This window comes from Flavobacterium sp. MMLR14_040 (genome assembly GCF_033657265.1).
In the GTDB taxonomy this organism is placed as follows: domain Bacteria; phylum Bacteroidota; class Bacteroidia; order Flavobacteriales; family Flavobacteriaceae; genus Flavobacterium.
Genome location: NZ_JAWVWO010000008.1, coordinates 191,902 through 214,141 on the forward strand (window position 1 = coordinate 191,902; position 22,240 = coordinate 214,141).

Consider the following 22,240-nt stretch of genomic DNA (forward strand, 5'->3'; position numbering starts at 1 on the left):
ATTTTTAGAAGAAACGTGGGCTGGTTATCTTGTTGTTCTTTTTGATAAACTCATATCTAATAAATATCTCATGCGATCCTGAGTTATAATTGTTCAGGTTCGTAGTTTCACGATCATAACCATACCCTATATAAAGACCGTCTGTGATCTGAAATCCAGCCATAGCACTTACAGAAGCGCTCCATCTATAGGCAACGCCAAGGACAAATTTATCTACAAACATAAAATTGGCAGATACATCAACTTGGAGGGGTGCACCTTCTACCATTTTGGCCAAAACTGCCGGTTTAAATTTAATGTACTGATACTTATCAAGATCAAATACATAACCTCCCATTAAATAGTAATTGATTTTATCTTTGTAAATGGCTATATCATTATCATCATAACGATTGGTTTCGATGAAGTTAGGAACAGACAATCCAATATAAGCTTTGTCAGAATGCCAATAAACTCCGGCTCCAACATTGGGAGAAAATTTATTGTCAAGATCCTGAAATTGTGGATCTCCCTGATCTTCGGGATTTAATTTGGTTATATCCAGATTGAATAAATTAGCTGATCCCTTGATACCAAAAGAAAGTTTAAAATCAGCAGATGTCTGGACCGTGTAAGAGAGATCTACAGAGAAAGTATTTTCATTTGTAGGTCCAATTTTATCATTAACCAAAGAAAGTCCAATTCCTAAATTAGAGTTATTTATTGGTGTATTGGCAGAAAAACTACTGGTTTCCGGTGCCCCGTCTAGTCCAACCCATTGCGTACGATACAACCCGAAAATGCTTAATGCGCCTCGGGAACCTGCATACGCAGGGTTAATATTTATGGTATTATACATGTATTGCGTAAACTGCGCATCTTGCTGTGCAAAACTTACAAAGGATACAAACATTATGACTAAGGATGGTAATTTTGCTCTCATAGTAGATGTTTATTAATATTACTATTGACTTTTTTTTGGAAGTAAAAACCTAAGGATACTGCAGATTACATACTCAAAAATACGGATTTTTTTTATTAAATATGCTTGGAATCCCTATAAAAGTTTGTTATACAGTCGATTATGTTTTACTTCGATAAATATAAAAATCCATCTTTTTTATTTGATTGAATTATATTATTCCCGTCTAGAGATTTATAATTAATGATATAAAAATAAGTTCCGGTTGGCAGTCCTTCTGATTGTTTAAAAGTTGTTCTGCCTCTGGAAGTTCCGTCGAATGCATTCGTAGTGTTATTGTAGTTAACAGTGTCGAATACTAATATTCCCCAGCGATTATAAATTTCAACTGTATTTTCAGGATAACATGTCAGGTCATCAATATTGTCAATTTTAAAAGCGTCATTTATTCCGTCACCGTTAGGAGAAAATGCGTTGTGTATTATGACATTTCCACAAGCCAAAACCTGGCAATCATTATTAATCTCCATATTGAGAAGAATGCTTCGTGGGCAAATTTCATCGGTAATTTGATATTCTAACAAATAGTTGCCCAATGCCAGACCAAACGGATTGAAGATGTTGCCTTGCAATGCATTACTGTTATTTTTATCAATCCAGTTTCCGGTTGCAGTTGTGTTTACAGGTAATAATGATAATAAATTAATAAGACTGGAATCATCGGCGCAAGCCTGACTGGATATTGTTGTTACTTCATTTGGAGAATTGGGCTGTGTAATAATAACGGTTGCTGTTGCAGAACAAGTTTGGTTTTCATTAACCGGAAATGAAGCTGTCAGGGTATATGTTCCGGCTGGTAAATTAGAATTTCCAACAATTTCATTTTCCTTGTTTGTAATAACAACAGTTGAGCCTGTTGTATTAGTAACCAAAATTGAGCCATTGTCCCCGCCAAAACAACTAACAGCAGAAGCAATTCCTGAAACTGAAATTTTATTTTCTACAGTAAACGTTTGTACTAAATCGGTTTTGTTACCTGCACAATCCATCAAAGTATAAGTTCTGGTCAGGATATAAGCATTTCCTTCGCAGCCAGAAGCTCCATTATTAGTATCATTAATCGTAATAGTTACGTTTTCGCTGCAATTATCAGCAGCATCACTTATGTTTTGTGAATTTGCTACCGGAATATCTGTAATGCTTTGTAAACCTGCAACATCTGCCGGAGCACTTCCTGTTGGCGGAGTCGTATCTCTTACTGTAATAATTTGAGTAAACGAAGTCGTGTTTCCCGCACAATCACTTGTTGTCCATTGACGTGTCAAAGTATAATTAGAAGCACATTCATTTTGAATATCACTTTTAATTTCAGAAAATACAACTGGTAAACCTAAATTGCAATTATCTGCAACATTCATATCAGCTGGTTCAGGAACGGCATCGCAAGAAACTGTAATATCAGTTGGAAGATCTCCGCTAAATATTGGTTTTGTAGTATCCTGAATCGTAATTACCTGAGTAAAAATATCAGAAACATTTCCGCAATCATCAGAAACCGTCCATGTATTGGTGTAAGTTCCCGCATTCGAACAAGAACCTGAAGCTACAAACTGTCCGCTTGTTTTCACAACATTCAAAACATCAGCATCACATAAATCTGAAGCTGTTGGGAATAGCGCTTGCGCAGAAGCCAAAGCGGTTAAATCGCTGCATTCTAGAGTTGTATCCAAAGAGTTTACTTGACTTGTCCATGTTGGTTTTGTAGTATCCTGAATCGTAATTACCTGAGTAAAAGTATCAGAAACATTTCCGCAATCGTCAGAAACCGTCCATGTATTGGTGTACGTTCCCGCATTCGAACAAGAACCTGAAGCTACAAACTGTCCACTGGTTTTTACAACATTCAAAACATCGACATCACACAAATCAGAAGCTGTTGGAAATAACGCTTGCGCAGAAGCCAAAGCAGTTAAGTCGCTGCATTCTAGAGTTAAGTCTAATTCATTAGCGGTTGTTGTCCAGGTTGGTTTTGTAGTATCCTGAATCGTAATTACCTGAGTAAAAGTATCAGAGATATTTCCACAATCGTCAGAAACCGTCCAAGTATTAGTATACGTTCCCGCATTCGAACAAGAATCGGAAGCTACAAACTGTCCGCTGGTTTTTACAACATTCAAAACATCTGCATCACATAAATCTGAAGCTGTTGGAAATAACGCTTGCGCGGAAGCCAAAGCTGTTAAATCACTGCATTCTAACGTTAAGTCTAATTCATTAGCGGTTGTTGTCCATGTTGGTTTTGTAGTATCCTGAATCGTAATTACCTGAGTAAAAGTATCAGAAACATTTCCGCAATCGTCAGAAACCGTCCATGTATTGGTGTACGTTCCCGCATTCGAACAAGAACCTGAAGCTACAAACTGTCCACTGGTTTTTACGATATTCAAAACATCGGCATCGCATAAATCTGAAGCTGTTGGAAATAACGCTTGCGCGGAAACCAAAGCGGTTAAATCACTGCATTCTAAAGTTGCATCCAAAGAGTTTACTTGACTTGTCCATGTTGGTTTTGTAGTATCTTGAATTGTAATTATCTGGGTAAAAGTATCCGAGATATTTCCGCAATCATCCGTAACCGTCCAAGTATTGGTATACGTTCCCGCATTCGAACAAGAACTTGAAGCTACAAACTGTCCGCTGGTTTTTACAACATTCAAAACATCGGCATCACACAAATCAGAAGCTGTTGGGAATAACGCTTGCGCGGAAGCCAAAGCAGTTAAGTCGCTGCATTCTAAAGTTGCATCTAAAGAAGTAGGTTGCGTAGTCCATGTTGGTTTTGTAGTGTCCTGAATTGTAATCACTTGGAAAAAAATATCAGAAACATTTCCGCAATCGTCAGAAACCGTCCATGTATTGGTATACGTTCCCGCATTCGAACAAGAACCTGAAACTATAAACTGTCCGCTGGTTTTTACAATATTCAAAACATCAGTATCACATAAGTCAGAAGCTGTTGGGAATAACGCTTGCGCGGAAGCCAAAGCTGTTAAATCACTGCATTCCAAAGTTGCATCTAAAGAAGCAGGTTGCGTAGTCCATGTTGGTTTTGTAGTGTCTTGAATTGTAATCACTTGGAAAAAAATATCAGAAACATTTCCGCAATCGTCAGAAACCGTCCATGTATTGGTGTAAGTTCCTGCATTCGAACAAGAACCTGAAGCTATAAACTGTCCGCTTGTTTTTACAACATTCAAAACATCAGCATCGCATAAATCCGAAGCTGTTGGGAATAACGCTTGCGCGGAAGCCAAAGCGGTTAAATCGCTGCATTCTAAGGTTGCATCCAAAGAGTTTACCTGACTTGTCCAGGTTGGTTTTGTAGTATCCTGAATTGTAATTACCTGAGTAAAAGTATCCGAGATATTTCCGCAATCATCCGTAACCGTCCATGTATTGGTATACGTTCCAGCATTTGAGCAAGAACCCGAAGCTACAAATTGTCCGCTGGTTTTTACAACATTCAAAACATCGGCATCGCATAAATCAGAAGCTGTTGGAAATAACGCTTGCGCGGAAGCCAAAGCAGTTAAATCGCTGCATTCTAAAGTTGCATCTAAAGAAGCCGTTTGTGTTGTCCAGGTTGGTTTTGTAGTATCTTCAATTGTTATCACTTGCGTGAAAGTGGCAGAAGCATTCAAACAAACATCATTGACAATCCACGTATTCGTGTAAGTTCCTGAATTGACACAAGAACCGGCAACAAAGTTTCCGCTGGTTTTTGTATATGTTACAGTTCCTCCGCAATTATCGGTAGCAACCGGAGCTTGGTTTTGAGCAGCTGTTAATCCTGCAGTATTACTGCATTGCAAAATTACATTTAGCGCAGTTGAAGCTGTTGCCCAAATTGGAGCCGTATTATCAATAATTGTTATCACTTGTGTGAAAATGGCAGAAGCATTCAAACAAATATCATTGGCAATCCATGTATTGGTGTAAGTTCCTGAATTGACACAAGAACCGGCAACAAAATTCCCGCTGGTTTTTGTATACGTTACAGTTCCTCCACAATTATCAGTCGCAACCGGAGCTTGGTTTTGCGCAGTTGTTAACCCTGCAGTATCACTACATTGCAAAGTTACATTTAGCGCAGTTGAAGCTGCTGCCCAAGTTGGAGCAGAAGTGTCCTGAATTGTAATTGTTTGAGTGAAAGTAGCAGAAGCATTCAAACAAACATCATTTGCAATCCATGTATTGGTGTAAGTTCCTGAATTGACACAAGAACCGGCAACAAAGTTTCCGCTGGTTTTTGTATATGTTACAGTTCCTCCACAATTATCGGTGGCAACCGGAGCTTGGTTTTGCGCAGTTGTTAACCCTGCAGTATCACTACATTGCAAAGTTACATTTAGCGCAGTTGAAGCTGTTGTCCAAATTGGAGCAGAAGTGTCCTGAATTGTAATTGTTTGAGTGAAAGTACTCGAGCTATTCAAACAGGCATCTTTGGCAATCCATGTATTGGTATAAGATCCGTAATTAGCACAAGAGCCTGCAATAAAATTTCCGCTAGTTTTAGTATAAGTTACTGTAGAACAAATATCAGTTGCTATTGGCGCTTGGTTTTGCGCTGTAGCCAATCCAGCTATGTCACTGCACTCAAGTGTTACATTGAGAGAAGCAGCAAGAGTTGTCCAGATTGGGGCTGTCGTATCTACAACATTTATAGTTTGACTTACCGGAAGCGATATATTATTGCAGGCATCTTTTGCTGTCCAGGTTCTGGTAATAGAGTATGTGCCGGTACAAGTTCCGGGTGTATTTACATCTTCAAAGGTTAACGAGGTTACTGTTCCACTGTTATCACTGGCCGTAGCTTGTGTAAATACAGGTAAGTCCGGACAATTAATTGTAGAAGTAACCGGCAGCGGATCAATTATTGGCTTAATTAGATCTCCGCTTGTTATAGTTACAGAAAGCTGTTTTGTACAACTGTTGCTATCTGTCACCGTAACAGTATAAGTACCGGGTGGTACATCTTGCAAATCTTTAGTTGTTGCGCCTGTATTCCATAGGTAACTGTAGGCAGGAGTTCCACCTGTTGCAGTCAAGGTTATAGTCGATGTACCTCCGCTGCAGCCTACATTAGTATGAGATTCACTTAACATCAATTCTGTTGGTTCAATTATCGGAAGTATATAGGAATTTGATATATTTTGTGAGTCCGTAACAGTTAATTTTGCCGGGTTATTCGAAGTCGTATATGTATACGTGGGATTTGGTAAAGTGGAATCTGGTAAGCCACCATTGTTTTGGAAATCCCAGGCATAAGTATAAGGTGTTTTACCTCCATTGGTTGTAGAGGTAAAAGTAACTGTTGTGTTTGCTCCAACTTTACACGCTTTATAGGTAAATTGAACGGCTAAAGGTTTTGAAATAATAAAGGAATTTGTAAAATCACATTGCGAGTTTGTAAAACTGCTGCATTGATAATTGGGACCAGGATCATTATTGCTGTTCGTTTTCCAGGCTATTATGGTATTGGTCAGGCTTAATTCTTCACCGCAAGTCCAGTTAAATGGCCCGTACAATAACTTTTTGTTACTTCCCGGAACAATAGTGCCAAGCAATACATTCAAAAAAGTTGTAACTCCGTTTATAGTCAAATCAGAATTTAACCGCGCAAAATGTATACTTGAATTGGAATTCGAAGAATAATTAAGGTAAATATATACCTGTTGCACTTGCCCGATAGTACAGGTAGTATTTGTTATTGGATCTCCATTTACATTAGAAAGACTTAAATATACATCTGTCAAAGTGTAATTGTTGGAGGTGCAGTCAAAACCGCATGTTCTCAAATCTACTTGTGAAAACGAAAAGTGGATATTAAATATTAAAAGCAACGTTATGAAAACGTTCTTAACATTAATATTTTTAAAAAAAGAAGTAATGTTTTTCATAATCTCTATTTTTTAAACATTATTATTTTATGAGATTTTATCTTTTTAATCAATAGGTTTTTGATTAAAATTATCCGGCGATAAATAATTTGATATCAAATATTTTTCGTTATTAAAAGGCGTATACAGTAACTTTGATATCAAATTATATTATTGTTTTAATCAAATATTTGGGATTTGATTAATAACAAGGTTTTTTAACTACTTGTTCTTAAACTAAAACTTATGTCCTCAAAGTTTTGATTGCCAGTCGAAAACCGGTATTGTCTGAAGTCAGGAAATGAGCATTTTTATAAGATGGAATGCTTCTGATGTTTCCCTTATTTTCAATCAAAATAGCATCAAAAGAAACTGTTGGTGAAAATGAAATATACAAGAGTGAAAAAATGTTTTTTTGATAAATCACTTTTTCGAAAGAAAAAATAGACTTACAATTTTTTACAAATTTTACCGCGGTTCTAATAGTAGTTTTTGTTCTCATAACTTAAGATTTTGTTTTGCATTATTTATAAAAAATTAACATAATCAAAGGTATATGCTCATTTTATTTTTGGTTTTTTTTATCCGTAACTAACCTAAAAACTCGTTGAAAGGTTCTTTTTTTGTTAAATATCGATGAAAAAACGATTTTTTTATGCCATTTATAACAATTTAAAAAGCACGAATTTTTACTTTTTTGCCTAAAATTTCAGAAAAATATAATATTGTAAATAGCTATTAATCAGGTGTTTAGTTAATTTTTTACCAATATCGTGATAATCGACCAAATGATAGATTTAATGGATGAAGTACATAAAATGATAAAAAATGAATTATGCTATTTTGTAAAATATTAAATATTATGTATTTCATATTCTTGTTAAAATTTTACTTAAATGTTAACAGAATTAAAAAATAGATCACTATTACAATTTCTTTTGTAAATTAGAACTTAATAAAAAAAGCAACTTCAGTTTTGATGTTTCTAAATCCTTCGACTTATGAAAAATTTAATATTGATACGACATGCAAAATCAAGCTGGGAAGCTCCTTTAAAGGATTTTGACAGACCTTTAATGAAAAGAGGAATTTTAGATGCTCATGAAGTATCAACTAATATTGCAAAATATCTGCCTAGAACCTATATAATCTGGAGTAGTACTGCAGCCCGCGCGTCTGAAACTGCTCTTATCTTTGCTCAAAATATATCTTATCCTATAGAAAGTATCGTTTATAAAGACGATCTTTATACTTTTGACGATAAACAGCTCGAAAAAGTTATCAAATCATGTGATAATAGTTTCGAAAGCGTTATTCTTTTCGGACATAACGAGGCTATTACAAATTTTGTTAATAAATTTGGGGATGTTTTTATTGAAAATGTACCTACTTCCGGATTTGTATCACTTAAATTTGATACCGAAGCCTGGGATGCAATTCATAAAGGCACAACCCAAAAAACAATTTTCCCCAAAGATTTAAAATAAATAAAGTGTACGAGCAGAAATATATCGATAGAGAAAAAAGTTGGTTAGCGTTTAATGCAAGAGTGCTTCAGGAAGCAGCAGATAACACAGTTCCACTTTTAGACAGGTTGCGTTTTGTTGGAATTTTTTCAAACAATTTAGATGAATTTTTTAGAGTTCGCTATGCCGCAATCCGGAGATTGAGTCTTTCTGGAATTTCAGGTGAAAAATATTTGGGAGGTGTTTCTGCACACCAATTAATTAAGGATATTACAGAAATAGTAATTCAGCAGCAATCTGAAAGTTTACGTATTTTAGGAAATATCGAATCTGAACTCGAAGCCGAAAATATTTTTATTATCAACGAAAGTCAGGTTACAGAAAAACAGGAATGTTTTTTAAAGGATTTCTACATGCAGAAATTGAGTCCTGAATTAGTGACCATTATTTTGAATGACCTTGCAGAATTTCCTATTTTAAAAGATACTTTAGGATATTTGGCAGTGCGTTTGGAACTCAATAACGATAAAGTTCGTTATGCTGTTATTGAAATTCCCAAAACAATCAACAGATTTGTTGTTCTTCCGTCAGAAGATGATAAACAATACGTAATTTTAATTGATGATGTAATTCGTCTTAAACTGAAAAACATCTTCAATATTTTCGATTATAAAACTGTTTCGGCACACATGATCAAAATTACGCGTGATGCGCAGTTGGATATCGACAGCGATTTGAGTAAAAGTATGCTCGAAAAAATTGCTACTTCTGTAAAAGACAGACGAATAGGAGAGCCCGTTCGTTTTATTTATGATAGTCTAATTGAAGAAGATACGTTGCGTTTTTTCTTAGATAAAATGAAAATCGTCGAAACAGATAGTATAATTCCGGGAGGAAGGTATCACAATCGCCGTGATTATATGGATTTTCCAAATTTAGGACGTTACGATTTACTTTATAAACCAAATGAGCCTTTGCCGGTTCCGGGATTAAGTCTTGACGGAAGTATTTTAGAGAAAATTAATAAAAAAGATTATTTACTTCATGCGCCATATCAGTCGTTTTCTTATTTGACAAAATTTTTACGTGAAGCAGCATTAGATCCAAAAGTTACCAGTATTAAAATTACATTGTATCGTTTGGCTAAGAATTCGCAAATTATCAGTTCGTTGATAAATGCAGCAAAAAACGGAAAAAAAGTTACCGTTCAAATCGAGCTTCAGGCGCGTTTTGATGAAGCTTCAAATATTTCGTATGCAGAACAAATGCAAACCGAAGGAATCGAATTGATATTTGGAATAAAAGGCCTGAAAGTACACAGTAAAATATGTGTTATCGAAAGAGCAGAGGAAGGTAAAAGTCGTCGTTACGGATTTATTTCAACAGGAAATTTCAACGAATCGACAGCCAAAATTTATACCGACGTAACGCTTTTAACCTGTCATCAGGGAATTTTGAAAGACATTTCAAAGATCTTCGAATTTTTCGATATCAATTACAGAGTTCACAGATATAAGCATTTAATAGTTTCTCCGCATTACACAAGAACCAAATTTGTAAAATTGATAGATCGTGAAATTTTGCACGCTCTCGCAGGTAGAAAAACACATATAAAGCTGAAAATGAATAGTTTATCGGATTTTAAAATGATCGATAAATTATATGAAGCAAGTAATGCAGGCGTAAAAATCCAGCTTCAGGTAAGAGGAATTTGCTCTCTGATTCCGGGAATTCCGGGAATGAGCGAAAACATTGAAGCTATAAGTATTGTCGACAATTATCTGGAACATTCAAGAGTTTATATTTTTGGAAACGCCGGTTTAACCGAAGTTTATATTTCTTCTGCCGATTTCATGACCAGAAATCTGGATGGAAGAGTTGAGGTAACCTGCCCAATTTATGATTTGGAAATCAAAAAAGAACTAATTGATAATTTTAATATTGCATGGAAAGGAAATGTTAAAGTGAGATATCATTCCTATAAATTAGATAATAAATACAAAGCCAGAAATCACCATGCACCATTTAGAGCTCAATTGGAAACCTATAAATATTATCAGAATAAAATCTCGGTACTAGAAGCGGTTGCACAAAAAATAAATTAATAAAACCAAATTCAAATCATAAGTGAGCATGATTAATATAAAGAAATATGCAGCAATAGATATTGGTTCAAATGCCATGAGGCTTCTGATATCGAATGTTGTAGAACAGGATGGCAAAGAACCGCAATTTAATAAAAGTTCACTTGTTCGTGTGCCAATTCGTTTGGGACAAGATGCCTTTACAGTTGGAGAAATTTCAGAAGAAAATATAGATCGAATGGTTGATGCCATGAAAGCATTCAATCTTTTGATGAAAGTACATAAAGTCGAACGTTATATGGCGTTTGCAACCTCGGCAATGCGTGAAGCTTACAACGCCAAAGAAGTTGTGGCATTAATCAAGAAAAAAGCCGACATTAAAATCGAAATTATTGACGGTAAAAAAGAAGCCGCTATAATTGCTTCTACAGATTTGCATCATTTACTTAAAACAGATGAAACTTATTTATTTGTAGATGTGGGCGGTGGAAGTACGGAATTTACGTTATTCTCTGACGGAAAAATGATTACTTCAAGATCGTTTAAAGCAGGAACAGTTCGTTTATTAAACAATATGGTACATGATGTAGTTTGGGATGAAATTGAAAAATGGATTAAAACCAATACTGCAGATTATGAAGAAGTAACGCTGATTGGTTCTGGCGGAAATATTAATAAATTGTTTAAAATGTCTGGAAAACAGCAGGAAAAACCGCTTTCATACATTTATATCAATTCACAATATGCGTTTTTAAACTCTTTAACATACGAACAAAGAATCGCCGAATTAGGATTAAACTCTGACCGTGCTGACGTAATTATCCACGCCACACGTATTTATCTTAATGCAATGAAATGGAGCGGAGCACGCCAAATTTTTGTTCCTAAAATCGGACTTTCAGATGGAATCGTAAAAGCAATGTACTACGGTAAAATATAATTTTTTTCAGCCACGAATTACACGAATTTTCACTAATTATTTTTTTAAGATTTAGAGTAAAAATTAGTGAAAATTCGTGTAATTCGTGGCAACCTTTTTAACTTAATAAAATGAATAAAACCAGACTCGAAGCCTTTAGTGATGGTGTTTTAGCAATTATTATTACCATTATGATTTTAGAAATCAAAGTACCTCACGGACATGAGTTTGCTGATTTAAAACCACTTATCCCGAAGTTTTTAAGTTATATTTTGAGTTTTATTTACGTTGGAATTTACTGGAATAACCATCATTATTTACTTCACGGTTTATCCAGAGTAAATGCAAAAATAATGTGGGCAAACCTTCATTTATTATTTTGGCTGTCGCTAATTCCCGTAGCTACAGGCTGGATGGGTGAACATAATTTTGCGAAAGCAGCAATGGCATTTTACGGAATCATTTTATTACTTTCTGCAATTGCATATGTAATTCTTCAAAAAACAGTTTTAGATGTCGAAGGAAAAAATTCTGCATTAGCAAAAGCCTTGGGGAAAGATTTAAAAGGAAAAGCTTCTGCGGTTTTATATAGTGTTGGAATTATAGCTTCGTTTTACAACGAATGGATTTCCGGCGCAGCGTATTTTATTGTGGCAATGTCGTGGCTTATTCCCGATAAAAGAATTGAGAGAGCTTTTATATCAAAAAATTAAAAATGAAATCTGTTTTTCAATCCATTAATGTTTTGCCACAAAATGAATTAGATCAGTTAGATGATTTAATTACTTTTAGGAAACTTAAAAAAGGCGAACTTTTATTGACAGAAAATCAGGTTTGTAAGGAAATTGTTTTTATCAAAAAAGGAATTTTACGTTCGTATTTTTTCAATCATCAAGGCGATGAAATTACCAATTGTTTTGCTTTTGAAAATGAATTTATGGCTTCGTTTTCCAGTTTTATAACACAGGAAGTAGCCGAAGAAAGTATTCAGGCTCTCGCCGATACAGAATTACAGATTATCAGTCGCGAAAGTTTAGAAAAGCTTTATAAATCAGGAATTCATTGGCAGGAAATTGGAAGAAAATTAACTGAAATAGAATATGTAACGCTTCAAAAAAGAATGATTTCTTTTCAGAAGTTATCCGGAAAACAGCGTTATCAAGAATTATATCAAAACCATCAAAAATACATTCAGTTAATTCCGCTTCAATATCTGGCTTCTTATTTGGGCGTTACGCCAAGACATTTAAGTCGTATTCGAAAAGCAATTTTATAGGACATTTGTCCGGTAACTTTTTTCATGCTAATAGTATTTTTGTAAAAACGTAAAACATGAAAAAAATACTGATTATAAACGGACATCCAAATCCCGCAAGTTTTAACTTTGGCATAGCCGATTCTTACCAAAAAGGCGCCATAACTTCGGGCGCACATGTAGAAACAATTACAATTGCCGAATTACAATTCAATCCCAATTTAAAATTTGGCTATCAAAAACGAACCGAATTAGAACCGGATTTATTAGATGCATGGCAAAAGATTCAAAATGCCGATCATTTGGTTTGGATTCATCCTGTTTGGTGGGGCGGACTTCCGGCAATTACAAAAGGATTTATAGATCGATTATTTTTACCCGGAATGGCGTTTCAATATCGCGAAAATTCAGTTTGGTGGGATAAACTTTTAAGAGGAAAAACAGCGCATATTATTACAACTTTAGATCAGCCAGGCTGGTATTACAGGTTATTTTTTGGAAGACCGAGTGTAAATCAATTAAAGAAATCGACCTTAGAATTCTGCGGAATAAAACCCGTAAAAGTAACCTACATCGGAATCATAAAAACTGCCAATGATTTTCAAAGAGAAAAATGGCTGCAAGAAGTCTATAATTTAGGATTACGAAATAAATAGAAATAGTTTGCCATGACCCGAGCAATAGCGAACAGGCGAAGCAATTACACAAATTTTCACTAATTACTTGCGTAAAATTTTAAAAATAATTCGTGAAAATTTGTGTAATTCGTGGCAGAAAAAAAAATCTTAAGTATGTAAATCCAATCCAAAAGTAGAACGTAAAAGTTCAATGTTTGGATTGATTTCCAATAATCGATTGTATCTGTCCTGATCGCTAAAAGTTCTTTTGGTTTGAACAGCTTCATTTACAACAATTTCAATCGTAATATCATGATTGTGTAAATGTCCTTTTAAATGCCCTAAAAGCCCGTTAATCTGACTTTCAAAATCTAATTTAGAACCTTCGTTTGGCAATTCAAGCGTAATCACCGTTCCGTTCAAGGTTGGGTCGTTAATCAATAATAACGATTCCATGATTTTTAAACCTTTTTCACCCAAACGCTGTGCATATTTGTTCCAATGCAATAACATTTCGGTTTCCGTAAATTCTTCAGTTGGTAAAACAGAGGAAGGTTTTACATACGACCTACTGCTTTCTTCCATCGCTTTTTTCGCGCGAATACTGGCCAGAGAAAAAGCAGAAACCTTAGAGGTGCCATTTACTTCGGCTCTTGGAGTTTCAGGAGTTTCAACTTTTGGAGTTTCCGTTTTTACTTCAATAGTAGCATTGTCATTTTGATTGACATTGCTATTTTCTACAGCACTTGGAATTTGGTTTTTATTATTTGGGATTTCAGTTTCAGACTGACTTCTAACTTCTGACTTTTGACTTTTAACTTCAGTTATAGAGTATCCACCATTTTTAAAATAAGTAGGCGGAATTATGAATTGCTCAACTTTTTTTTTTCTCCATCAAAGTTGATAGAGGCCAATTGCATCAAACATAATTCGACTAAAAGGCGCTGATTCTGACTTAATTTGTATTTTAAATCGCAGTCGTTTGCAATATCAATTCCTTTTAATAAAAACTCTTGCGAACATTTTTGAGCTTGTACGCCGTACATTTGCTGTGCTTGTTCACCCACTTCAAGCAAACTTAAAGTAGCAGGTGTTTTGCTAACTAATAAATCTCTGAAATGCGAAGCCAATCCGGCAATAAAATGATGTCCGTCGAAACCTTTTGAAAGAATTTCATTGTACGCCATCAAAAGATCCGGAATTTTATTTTCTAAAAGTAAATCGGTAATGCTAATATAAGTTTCGTAATCTAAAACGTTTAGGTTTTCGGTTACGGCCTGACGTGTTAAGTTGGTTCCGCAATACGAAACAACACGGTCAAATATCGATAAAGCATCACGCATGGCACCATCAGCTTTTTGAGCGATAATGTGCAAGGCATCGTCTTCAAAATTGATTCCCTGACTTGCAGCAACTTCAGCCAAATGTTCTTTAGCGTCTTTTACCGTAATTCTTTTGAAATCAAATATCTGGCAGCGAGATAAAATCGTTGGAATAATTTTGTGTTTCTCCGTTGTAGCTAAAATGAAAATAGCATGTTTTGGCGGTTCTTCTAATGTTTTCAAAAAAGCATTAAAAGCGGCCGAAGACAACATATGAACCTCGTCAATAATATATACTTTGTATTGCCCGGTTTGTGGCGGAATTCGAACCTGATCGATCAGGCTACGAATATCATCAACCGAGTTATTTGAAGCGGCATCTAACTCAAAAACGTTAAAAGCAAAATCTTCATTTGGATCATCATATCCCGGCTGATTTATTTTTCTAGCCAAAATACGCGCGCAGGTTGTTTTTCCAACACCACGGGGTCCGGTGAATAAAAGGGCAGAAGCAAGGTGATTGCTTTCTATGGCGTTCAGCAAGGTGTTGGTAATGGCTTTCTGACCCACAACATCCTTAAAGGTTTGCGGGCGATATTTACGAGCCGATACTACAAATTGTTCCATATTCTATTTTATTCGATAGCAAATATAGTCTGAAAATTGCCAAATCACAAATCTGAAATCAACAATTCTGAAAGCGATTTTAAAGTGTTTTGAATATGAGAAAGTAACAGTTAATTTTAAAATTGAACTCACAAGAAATTAAGAAAATTTAGGCATTTTTTTCTCTGAAAAATGGTATTTTTAAAGATAGCTAATTTTAGTTTTATCCTGAAGTCCTAATTATTTGAATTAGGAGGTTTAAAATTTAATATTTAAATAGAACTGAGTTTTAGAAAAATGCACCTTAAAATATTAACCAATAAATAATACAATATGAAACTGTTTTTATTGAGCATGTTATTACTGACCACCTTTTTTATGAAGTCTCAAAACGTAGAAAAGTCAAATCCTGTTTGTCAATTGCGTATTTATGAAATTTTTGAAACTAACAAAAAAGATTTTCATATGCGATTTCGCGATCATGCCATGCGTATTATGAAAAAATATAATTTCAATATTAAATCGATTTGGGAATCAAAATCAGATAAGAAAACAGAGTTTGTTTATTTTTTAGAATGGCCAGATGAAAATACCATGAAGCAAGCCTGGGCAGGATTTAAATCCGATAAAGAATGGATCGAAATTAAAAAAGAGTTTACTGAAAAATATGGGGATGTGGTAGGAAATATTGAAGATCGGATTTTGACAAAAGTTGATTATTCGCCTAATTAATGATAAGAGTTTCTTTTTTAAAAGATTTTTTATGAGAAAGTTAAAATTACAAATGAACATGACACTCGACGGATTTGTGGGAGATAGCAAAGGCCAATTAAATTGGATGCTGCCCGAAGTCGATGAAAAACAAATACAATATTTGCATGAGCTTACAAACAGTATTGGCACTATAATTCTGGGACGTGTAATGGCAACAGAAGGAATTCCGTATTGGGAAAGTGTTGCCAAAAGTAAAAGCAAAAACGAAGAAGTAGCGTACGCCAATTTTTTCGTAAAAACTCCAAAAGTCATTTTTAGTAAAACACTAAAAAATTTTGAAGGCGAAAATACTTCAATTGAAAAAGGCAATTTAAAAAAAGCCATCACACAATTAAAATCTGAACCCGGAAAAGATATAATGGCATATGGAGGCGCAAGATTTGTTTCGTCTTTAATAGAACAAAATTTAATTGACGAATTGCATTTATTTGTTCATCCTGTGGCAATTGTAAATGGTTTACCCATTTTTGGTAAGAAATCTAAATTTGAATTAGTAAAATCGGAGAGTTATAGTAATGGGATTGTTTTGCATGAGTATAAAATTTAAACTAAAGGCATAATTTAGCCAGAATTAAGGGTTCTTTTTATCTTTAAAATTATTTTTTCTCATATTCATTCCATACGTGTAATTTGTAGAAAGAATGACATCGTTGCAGTCAAAATGTTTTATAACGCCATTCTCTTGTAAAGCAACAACCCAACAAGTGTTTTGATGCATTCCGTAATCAATAAGAAAAATAGCCTGACCACTTCCTAATGGTGTTTCGACTAATATAGAAGGTTTTAATTGATGTATCATGATTTATTTTTTTGTAAAAGTACATTCACTTACAAATAAGTGTGTTATATCTTTATTGGAATGCTTTACAGAATTAAAGGCAAATAAAATAACATCAGGAATATTTCTACTTTTATAAAATATTGATTATCTAGTTATTTATAAATTTCAGATTAATCATTTTAGAAAATACTTTATTTTTAATCTGACATAAACAGAATTTGAAGGATTTAATAGATTTAGAACCTGCAATAATGAATTAACTATTAAGTAAAGTGAAAAAAACATTAATTACCGCAGCAATTGTTCTTGGCATTTTTCTGCTTTTTATCGAATTGATTATATTTTATTTTTTGAATATATTTAGTTTTAATTTTGAGTAAACAATTATTTTTAGCTTGCGCGAGCGTCCCGCTCGTGAACGCAATCAAAAAATTAAACCATGTCAATTAAACACATTTTTCTTTCTCTTTTACTAATAAGTTTTTCAAGCATGAGTGCCCAAAAAATGAATTCAAAAACTCATATTCATTTCCTGAAAATTTCAAATCAATTTTCCGTGCAAGATTTTGAACAGATTAAAAATTTTATTTTAAAAGAAGGAAACCAAAAGACTTATCGGAATTTTGATAACAATAATCCATACTACTATTTTAAGAAATTTGCCACTTATCTGGCCTCAGACATTGGGCAGCAAAATATAAATAATGATCCGAAAGTATCTGATTTCAATACATTGACTTTAAAAGATGACAATCAATATTATGAAATTATTGTAGTACGAACCGGAGATATTAAAGCAAAGAAAAAAGGAATTGCAAGCGGAATGCTGGAAAATGAAGTTTACCTGACTGATTATGGCAGAAATGATTTAGATAAAATTCCGAATCAATTAATTATCTATTTTAATGACATGCTGAAAGTTAAAAAATGATGAATCATTGTCATAGAAAAAATATAAAATTGTAAGATTATTATGTAATATTTGATGTTTTAATTCGTTTAACTTTATTAGTTAGTAATTAAAAAAATATCGATTATGAAGATTAAATCAGTTTTATTAGGAATGGGTCTTGCTGTTTCGTTAGTAGCTTGCGGACCAAAAGATGCAGACATTCAAAAAGAAATCACTGCGAAATTGAGCGATAGACCAGAAGTGCAGGTTACTGTACAAGATGGCGTGGCTACAATTTCTGGTATTTGTAAAGATGACGCTTTCAAACAAGACGTTGCAAATTCTATAAAAGAAATTAAAGGGGTAAAATCTGTAGTAAACAACTGCCAGATCGTAGCTCCTGAAGAAACTGCTCCTGCGGCTGTAATCATTAGTCCGGATACTGAACTGGACAAATCATTGCATAAAGTTATCGAATCTTACGATGGTGTTAGTGCTACTGTTGTTGGTGGCGTAGTAACACTTACGGGAGAAATTAAGAGAAGTCAATTGCCCAACCTAATCAAAAGTGTACAGGAATTGAAACCTAAAAAAGTAGATAACAAGTTAATTATTAAATAAGAAGCCATGAGTTTACAAGATAAATACAAAGAGTTAACAGATTTGGCGACTAATTTAGGAGTTTCAAATTTGCAGGTAAGAGATCAGGATAATGTTTTGTACATTGATGGTACAGCAAAATCTGCAGATGACAAAGAGAAACTTTGGAATGCTTACGGAAAAATTGATCCTGATTTTAGAGCGGGCGATGTGGTTATGAATATTGAAGTTGCTGAAGGAACAACAACAGATTATACTGTTGTAAACGGAGATTCTCTTTCAAAAATAGGAAAAGCTCACGGCGTTTCCTGGCAAACCATTTACGAAGCCAATAAAGATATTATTAAAAACCCTGATGTTATTCAGCCGGGTTGGAAATTAAAAATACCAACTGCATAATTTACCTTGTGTGTTGTGTTTAAAAGTCTGTCATTTTTATGATGGACTTTTTTTGCTTAAAAATGGAACGCGGATGACGCTGATTTAGGTAGATTTTTCTTTTTTTTATCATTTCGACGAAGAAGAAATCACATCCAAAAAACAACGTACTGTGTTGCTTCGGCAAATGCGATTTCTCCTTCGTCGAAAAGACAAACTTCATTAATAATTTAAAAAATCACCTGCCCTTAATACTCAAATCAGATAAAAACCTTGCAGTTTCCAGATCCGAGTCGGCGGAGAAACCCGCTACATAAACACCTTTTTTGCCAGATGTTGATTTAATTCCGTATACAACTGCCTCATCGCCCGGGTCAGACTCCCCTTCGTATCGATACACATGAACAATTTCAAATTTTTCGGGATTTTTTTTAATCATGTCTGAGTTTGAGTTCAGATTAAAATCACATGTAAATCCTTTTTCATTCAATTGATCTAAAGCCTTTGAGACAGTTGCGTAATGATACATTTTAGCCATAATAAATGAATTTAAAAATTAAGGATTTTAAAGATAACTAATTTAAAATTAAAACGTTATCAAAATTTTATAAAAATCTTAAATTTAGAACCCTGTTTCTTCGCTTATAAATCGCTACTTTTGCGCCGCAGACCGCCTTATCGTCGTTCGCTTTTGCGGAGGGAGGAAAGTCCGGACACCACAGAGAAGCATAGCGGGTAACACCCGTCGGCGTTAGAAATGGCGCAAGGACAAGTGCAACAGAAAGTATGTACAGGTAATGCTGTAGTGAAACCAGGTAAACTCTATGCGGTGAAATACCAAGTATATCAGCATTTAAGGGCTTCTCGTCCGTTGTTGAAGGGTAGGTAGCTTGAGTTCCGTAGTAATGCGGAATCTAGATAAATGATAAGGCCCTGATTTATCAGGGACAGAATCCGGCTTATAGGTCTGCATTTTTTATATATTTGTGAATACTAACTTATCTTCATGAATATAACTACACAAAACGCTGTCGGTAAACCAAAGAAAAGTACTTTCAGGGCAGTAATTACCAATCTTACTTTTTGGGTTTTAATCGCCATAATTGCAGGTATTTTGCTGGGACATTTTTCGCCTGAAAATGGGGTGAAAATGGAAATTGTCGGGAAAACGTTTGTTGACATTATCAAATTATTTATTGGTCCAATTATATTTTTAACCATTGTTTTGGGAATTTCCGGAATGGGAAATCTTAAAAAAGTGGGCCGAATTGGCGTAAAAGCTTTGGCATATTTTGAAGTCGTTTCGACAGTTGCTCTGGCAATTGGAGTAAGCGTTGCCTATTTTTTTCAACCTGGGAAAATTGATAAATCAGGATTAACTTTACAAGATCCGAGTAAATATACCAGCCATGCTGCCGAGAATTTTTCATGGCTGCAATTTTTTCTGTCGAATTTTACTTTACAGGTTCTTTTGGCTGCCATCGTTTGTGGTATTGCATTGAATTTTTATCAAAAAAGAGAACAAACGATTTTGGTTTTAGAGCGTTTTTCAAAAGTTGTTTTTACAGGATTAAAATATGTTATGTATCTCGCTCCGCTTGGTGCTTTTGGCGGAATGGCCTATACAATTGGAAAATTTGGATTAGAAACTTTGATTCCGCTTGGTAAATTGATGCTTTGCGTTTACCTGACAATGGCTTTATTTGTGTTTTTTGTTTTAGGAAGTATTCTGAGATATTATAAAATCAATATTCTTTCGATTTTAAAATACATTAAAGAAGAACTTTTATTAGTCCTGGGAACATCATCTTCAGAAGCTGCACTGCCAAGTATTATGATAAAATTAGAACAAATGGGCTGCAGTAAATCTGTTGTAGGTTTAGTAATTCCGACAGGATATTCGTTTAATCTCGACGGAACTTCAATTTATTTGTCGATGTCGGTTATATTTCTTGCACAATTGTATGATGTGCATTTGAGTTTTTTTGAGATTTTAACCGTAATCGGAATTCTGATGATTACTTCAAAAGGCGCAGCCGGCGTTACCGGAAGCGGTTTTATTGTTCTGGCTTCGACTTTAACTGCTCTGCATAAAATTCCCGTAGAAGGTTTGGCTTTTTTATTAGGAGTTGATAAATTTATGAGCGAAGCAAGAGCGATAACAAATTTGATTGGAAATACGGTGGCAACGATTATAATTTCGAAAACAGAACATGATTTTACAGAGTTGAATCTGGAGCCTGTTTTGGAGGAATAAATGGCACGCGGATGACACGGATTCGCTAAAGCGAAACGCGGATTTAGACCGATTTTTTAATGGTTGTGTTTATTTTGATAAGCAGTAACCGCATTTTTGTCATTTCGAGGAACGAGAAATCTTAGTGAGAAGCTCTACAAAGATTGGGATCTCGTTGCGGAGTTACTTGCGGAGATTTCTCCCTCCGGTCGAAAGGACAAACTACGTGGTTACTTTATAGTTTGGAATTTGGAATTTAAAATTTGGAATTTATGATAAGAATAGGAATTTTAGGACTCGGCGGTGTAGGTGGTTATTTTGGCGGACTTTTGGCGAAAGCTTATTTTAAATCTGATGAAGTTGAGATTGTTTTTATTGCTCGTGGCGAAACTCAAAAAGCAATTGCCGAAAACGGGTTGAAAATTATAACAGATAATACGGAAACGATTGTGCATCCAAAGCTAGTTTCGAATAATCCGGATGAAATTGGAGTTTTAGATTATTTAATTTGTGCTACAAAAACCTATGATATTAAAGAAAGTTTACTTTCAATAAAAAAATGTATTGTTTCAAAAACTGTCATTCTTCCTTTGTACAATGGTGTAGACGCACCGGAACGTATTCAGAAAATATTCCCGGAAAATGATATTTTGCAAGGCTGTGTATATATTATTTCGATGATTTTTTCGCCAGGAACTATTAGAAAAATTGGCTTTTATGAAAAACTATTTTTTGGTTCAAAAACAGTTTCAAAAGATAAATTAGATCAATTGCAAAGTATTTTTGAAAAGGCTAAAATAGAAAGTTATTTAGTTGATAATATAGAAGAAACAGTTTGGGAAAAATTCATTTTTATTTCAGCACTTGCTTCTTCGACTTCTTATTTAAATCAAAACATAGGTGAGATTTTGAATAATAAAAAGTCTAAAGCCGTGTATGTAGAATTATTGAATGAAATTGAAGCTGTTGCAAAAGCAAAAGGTTTGCAATTGTCAAATGATATAGTAGATCAGACAATTTTAAAACTCGAAAAATCGCCTAAAGAAGCGACTTCATCGATGCATAGGGATTTAACTGCCGGTAATAAAACCGAAGTTATTTCACTAACGCAATTTGTTGTAAACGAAGGTTTGAAATATGGCGTAAAAACGCCGCTTTACGAAAAGATTGCAAATGATTTGGTTTAACTACGATTCGTCTTTTGTAGTACGAACTAAACTGATGCCGGACATAAAAAAAACGATTCCAAGTATTCCGTAAATAATTAGTGATTTGATATCTCTTGTTTCGCCGGAAGTTCCTGCAAAAATAACTGCAGTATAAATAAGACCAACTATTCCCAGAATAGTAAGCAATCCTCCAAAAAATCTTTTAAGGTTCATGATTTGTGTTTTTAAGTTTCATAACAAATGTATTTTATAATTAACTCAAAGCTGTTATACAATTGTTTAGGAAACTTATATGATTTGC

At 34.4% G+C, this 22,240-nt stretch carries 21 protein-coding genes and 1 other RNA gene; 14 read left to right on the plus strand and 8 right to left on the minus strand.

What is annotated here, in order from left to right:
* Window positions 1–4 precede the first annotated feature (4 nt).
* The 3 genes from SD960_RS12905 to SD960_RS12915 form a co-directional block, all read right to left on the minus strand.
* A complete protein-coding gene (locus tag SD960_RS12905; protein ID WP_318803692.1) occupies window positions 5–922 on the minus strand; it encodes a type IX secretion system membrane protein PorP/SprF in 918 nt (305 codons plus the stop codon).
* Between the two features lie 146 nt (window positions 923–1,068).
* Entirely contained in the window at window positions 1,069–6,861 is a 5,793-nt protein-coding gene (locus SD960_RS12910; RefSeq protein ID WP_318803693.1) for a gliding motility-associated C-terminal domain-containing protein, read from the minus strand.
* A 223-nt stretch (window positions 6,862–7,084) separates the two neighbouring features.
* Complete coding sequence (locus tag SD960_RS12915) at window positions 7,085–7,342, minus strand: hypothetical protein (protein WP_318803695.1); 258 nt, start codon at window positions 7,340–7,342, stop codon at window positions 7,085–7,087.
* Window positions 7,343–7,841: 499 nt separating this feature from the next.
* Between SD960_RS12915 and SD960_RS12920 the strand changes: the two genes are divergently transcribed.
* From SD960_RS12920 to SD960_RS12945, 6 genes are all read left to right on the plus strand, one after another.
* On the plus strand, window positions 7,842–8,327 hold the full coding sequence (locus SD960_RS12920; RefSeq protein ID WP_318803697.1) for a SixA phosphatase family protein: 486 nt from the start codon (window positions 7,842–7,844) through the stop codon (window positions 8,325–8,327).
* A gap of 5 nt (window positions 8,328–8,332) precedes the next feature.
* Complete coding sequence (gene ppk1 / locus SD960_RS12925; RefSeq protein WP_318803699.1) at window positions 8,333–10,411, plus strand: polyphosphate kinase 1; 2,079 nt, start codon at window positions 8,333–8,335, stop codon at window positions 10,409–10,411.
* Between the two features lie 28 nt (window positions 10,412–10,439).
* Window positions 10,440–11,330 (plus strand): Ppx/GppA phosphatase family protein, encoded by an 891-nt coding sequence (locus SD960_RS12930; RefSeq protein WP_042565004.1) that lies wholly within the window; start codon window positions 10,440–10,442, stop codon window positions 11,328–11,330.
* Between the two features lie 110 nt (window positions 11,331–11,440).
* A complete protein-coding gene (locus SD960_RS12935; RefSeq protein ID WP_318803700.1) occupies window positions 11,441–12,022 on the plus strand; it encodes a TMEM175 family protein in 582 nt (193 codons plus the stop codon).
* Between the two features lie 2 nt (window positions 12,023–12,024).
* Window positions 12,025–12,585 carry a Crp/Fnr family transcriptional regulator gene (locus SD960_RS12940; RefSeq protein WP_318803701.1) on the plus strand — a complete coding sequence of 187 codons (561 nt, stop codon included), beginning with the start codon at window positions 12,025–12,027 and terminating at the stop codon, window positions 12,583–12,585.
* A 56-nt stretch (window positions 12,586–12,641) separates the two neighbouring features.
* Window positions 12,642–13,220 (plus strand): NAD(P)H-dependent oxidoreductase, encoded by a 579-nt coding sequence (locus SD960_RS12945; RefSeq protein ID WP_318803702.1) that lies wholly within the window; start codon window positions 12,642–12,644, stop codon window positions 13,218–13,220.
* A 129-nt stretch (window positions 13,221–13,349) separates the two neighbouring features.
* On the opposite strand, the gene SD960_RS12950 is transcribed toward SD960_RS12945, so the two are convergent.
* Together SD960_RS12950 and dnaX are read right to left on the minus strand one after the other, a co-directional pair.
* Window positions 13,350–13,766, minus strand: a complete 417-nt coding sequence (locus tag SD960_RS12950; RefSeq protein WP_318803704.1) for a DNA polymerase III subunit gamma/tau — start codon at window positions 13,764–13,766, stop codon at window positions 13,350–13,352.
* Between the two features lie 278 nt (window positions 13,767–14,044).
* The gene (dnaX, locus tag SD960_RS12955) at window positions 14,045–15,130 is read right to left on the minus strand and encodes a DNA polymerase III subunit gamma/tau (protein WP_318803705.1); all 1,086 of its coding nucleotides are present in this window, start codon (window positions 15,128–15,130) and stop codon (window positions 14,045–14,047) included.
* A gap of 357 nt (window positions 15,131–15,487) precedes the next feature.
* Here dnaX and SD960_RS12960 point away from each other — a divergent pair, with 357 nt between their 5' ends.
* Both SD960_RS12960 and SD960_RS12965 read left to right on the plus strand, forming a co-directional pair.
* Window positions 15,488–15,841, plus strand: coding sequence for an NIPSNAP family protein (locus SD960_RS12960; protein ID WP_318803706.1), 354 nt, complete (start codon window positions 15,488–15,490; stop codon window positions 15,839–15,841).
* A 31-nt stretch (window positions 15,842–15,872) separates the two neighbouring features.
* Entirely contained in the window at window positions 15,873–16,430 is a 558-nt protein-coding gene (locus SD960_RS12965; RefSeq protein ID WP_318803708.1) for a dihydrofolate reductase family protein, read from the plus strand.
* Window positions 16,431–16,454: 24 nt separating this feature from the next.
* Here the strand turns inward: SD960_RS12965 and SD960_RS12970 are convergent, their stop codons facing one another.
* The gene (locus tag SD960_RS12970) at window positions 16,455–16,682 is read right to left on the minus strand and encodes a hypothetical protein (RefSeq protein WP_318803710.1); all 228 of its coding nucleotides are present in this window, start codon (window positions 16,680–16,682) and stop codon (window positions 16,455–16,457) included.
* A gap of 487 nt (window positions 16,683–17,169) precedes the next feature.
* Here SD960_RS12970 and SD960_RS12975 point away from each other — a divergent pair, with 487 nt between their 5' ends.
* From SD960_RS12975 to SD960_RS12985, 3 genes are all read left to right on the plus strand, one after another.
* Window positions 17,170–17,595 carry a hypothetical protein gene (locus SD960_RS12975; RefSeq protein WP_318803713.1) on the plus strand — a complete coding sequence of 142 codons (426 nt, stop codon included), beginning with the start codon at window positions 17,170–17,172 and terminating at the stop codon, window positions 17,593–17,595.
* 105 nt (window positions 17,596–17,700) lie between these two features.
* Window positions 17,701–18,177 (plus strand): BON domain-containing protein, encoded by a 477-nt coding sequence (locus SD960_RS12980; protein ID WP_318803715.1) that lies wholly within the window; start codon window positions 17,701–17,703, stop codon window positions 18,175–18,177.
* A 6-nt stretch (window positions 18,178–18,183) separates the two neighbouring features.
* Entirely contained in the window at window positions 18,184–18,555 is a 372-nt protein-coding gene (locus SD960_RS12985; protein WP_318803717.1) for a LysM peptidoglycan-binding domain-containing protein, read from the plus strand.
* Window positions 18,556–18,772: 217 nt separating this feature from the next.
* On the opposite strand, the gene SD960_RS12990 is transcribed toward SD960_RS12985, so the two are convergent.
* A complete protein-coding gene (locus tag SD960_RS12990) occupies window positions 18,773–19,072 on the minus strand; it encodes a hypothetical protein (RefSeq protein WP_318803718.1) in 300 nt (99 codons plus the stop codon).
* 124 nt (window positions 19,073–19,196) lie between these two features.
* On the opposite strand from SD960_RS12990, the gene rnpB reads away from it, so the two are divergent.
* From rnpB to SD960_RS13005, 3 genes are all read left to right on the plus strand, one after another.
* Window positions 19,197–19,512, plus strand: an RNA gene (gene rnpB, locus SD960_RS12995) — RNase P RNA component class A.
* A gap of 28 nt (window positions 19,513–19,540) precedes the next feature.
* Entirely contained in the window at window positions 19,541–20,791 is a 1,251-nt protein-coding gene (locus tag SD960_RS13000; RefSeq protein ID WP_318803719.1) for a cation:dicarboxylate symporter family transporter, read from the plus strand.
* A 251-nt stretch (window positions 20,792–21,042) separates the two neighbouring features.
* On the plus strand, window positions 21,043–21,957 hold the full coding sequence (locus SD960_RS13005; RefSeq protein ID WP_318803720.1) for a 2-dehydropantoate 2-reductase: 915 nt from the start codon (window positions 21,043–21,045) through the stop codon (window positions 21,955–21,957).
* Here the strand turns inward: SD960_RS13005 and SD960_RS13010 are convergent, their stop codons facing one another.
* A complete protein-coding gene (locus tag SD960_RS13010; protein WP_008467912.1) occupies window positions 21,958–22,152 on the minus strand; it encodes a hypothetical protein in 195 nt (64 codons plus the stop codon).
* Window positions 22,153–22,240 lie beyond the last annotated feature (88 nt).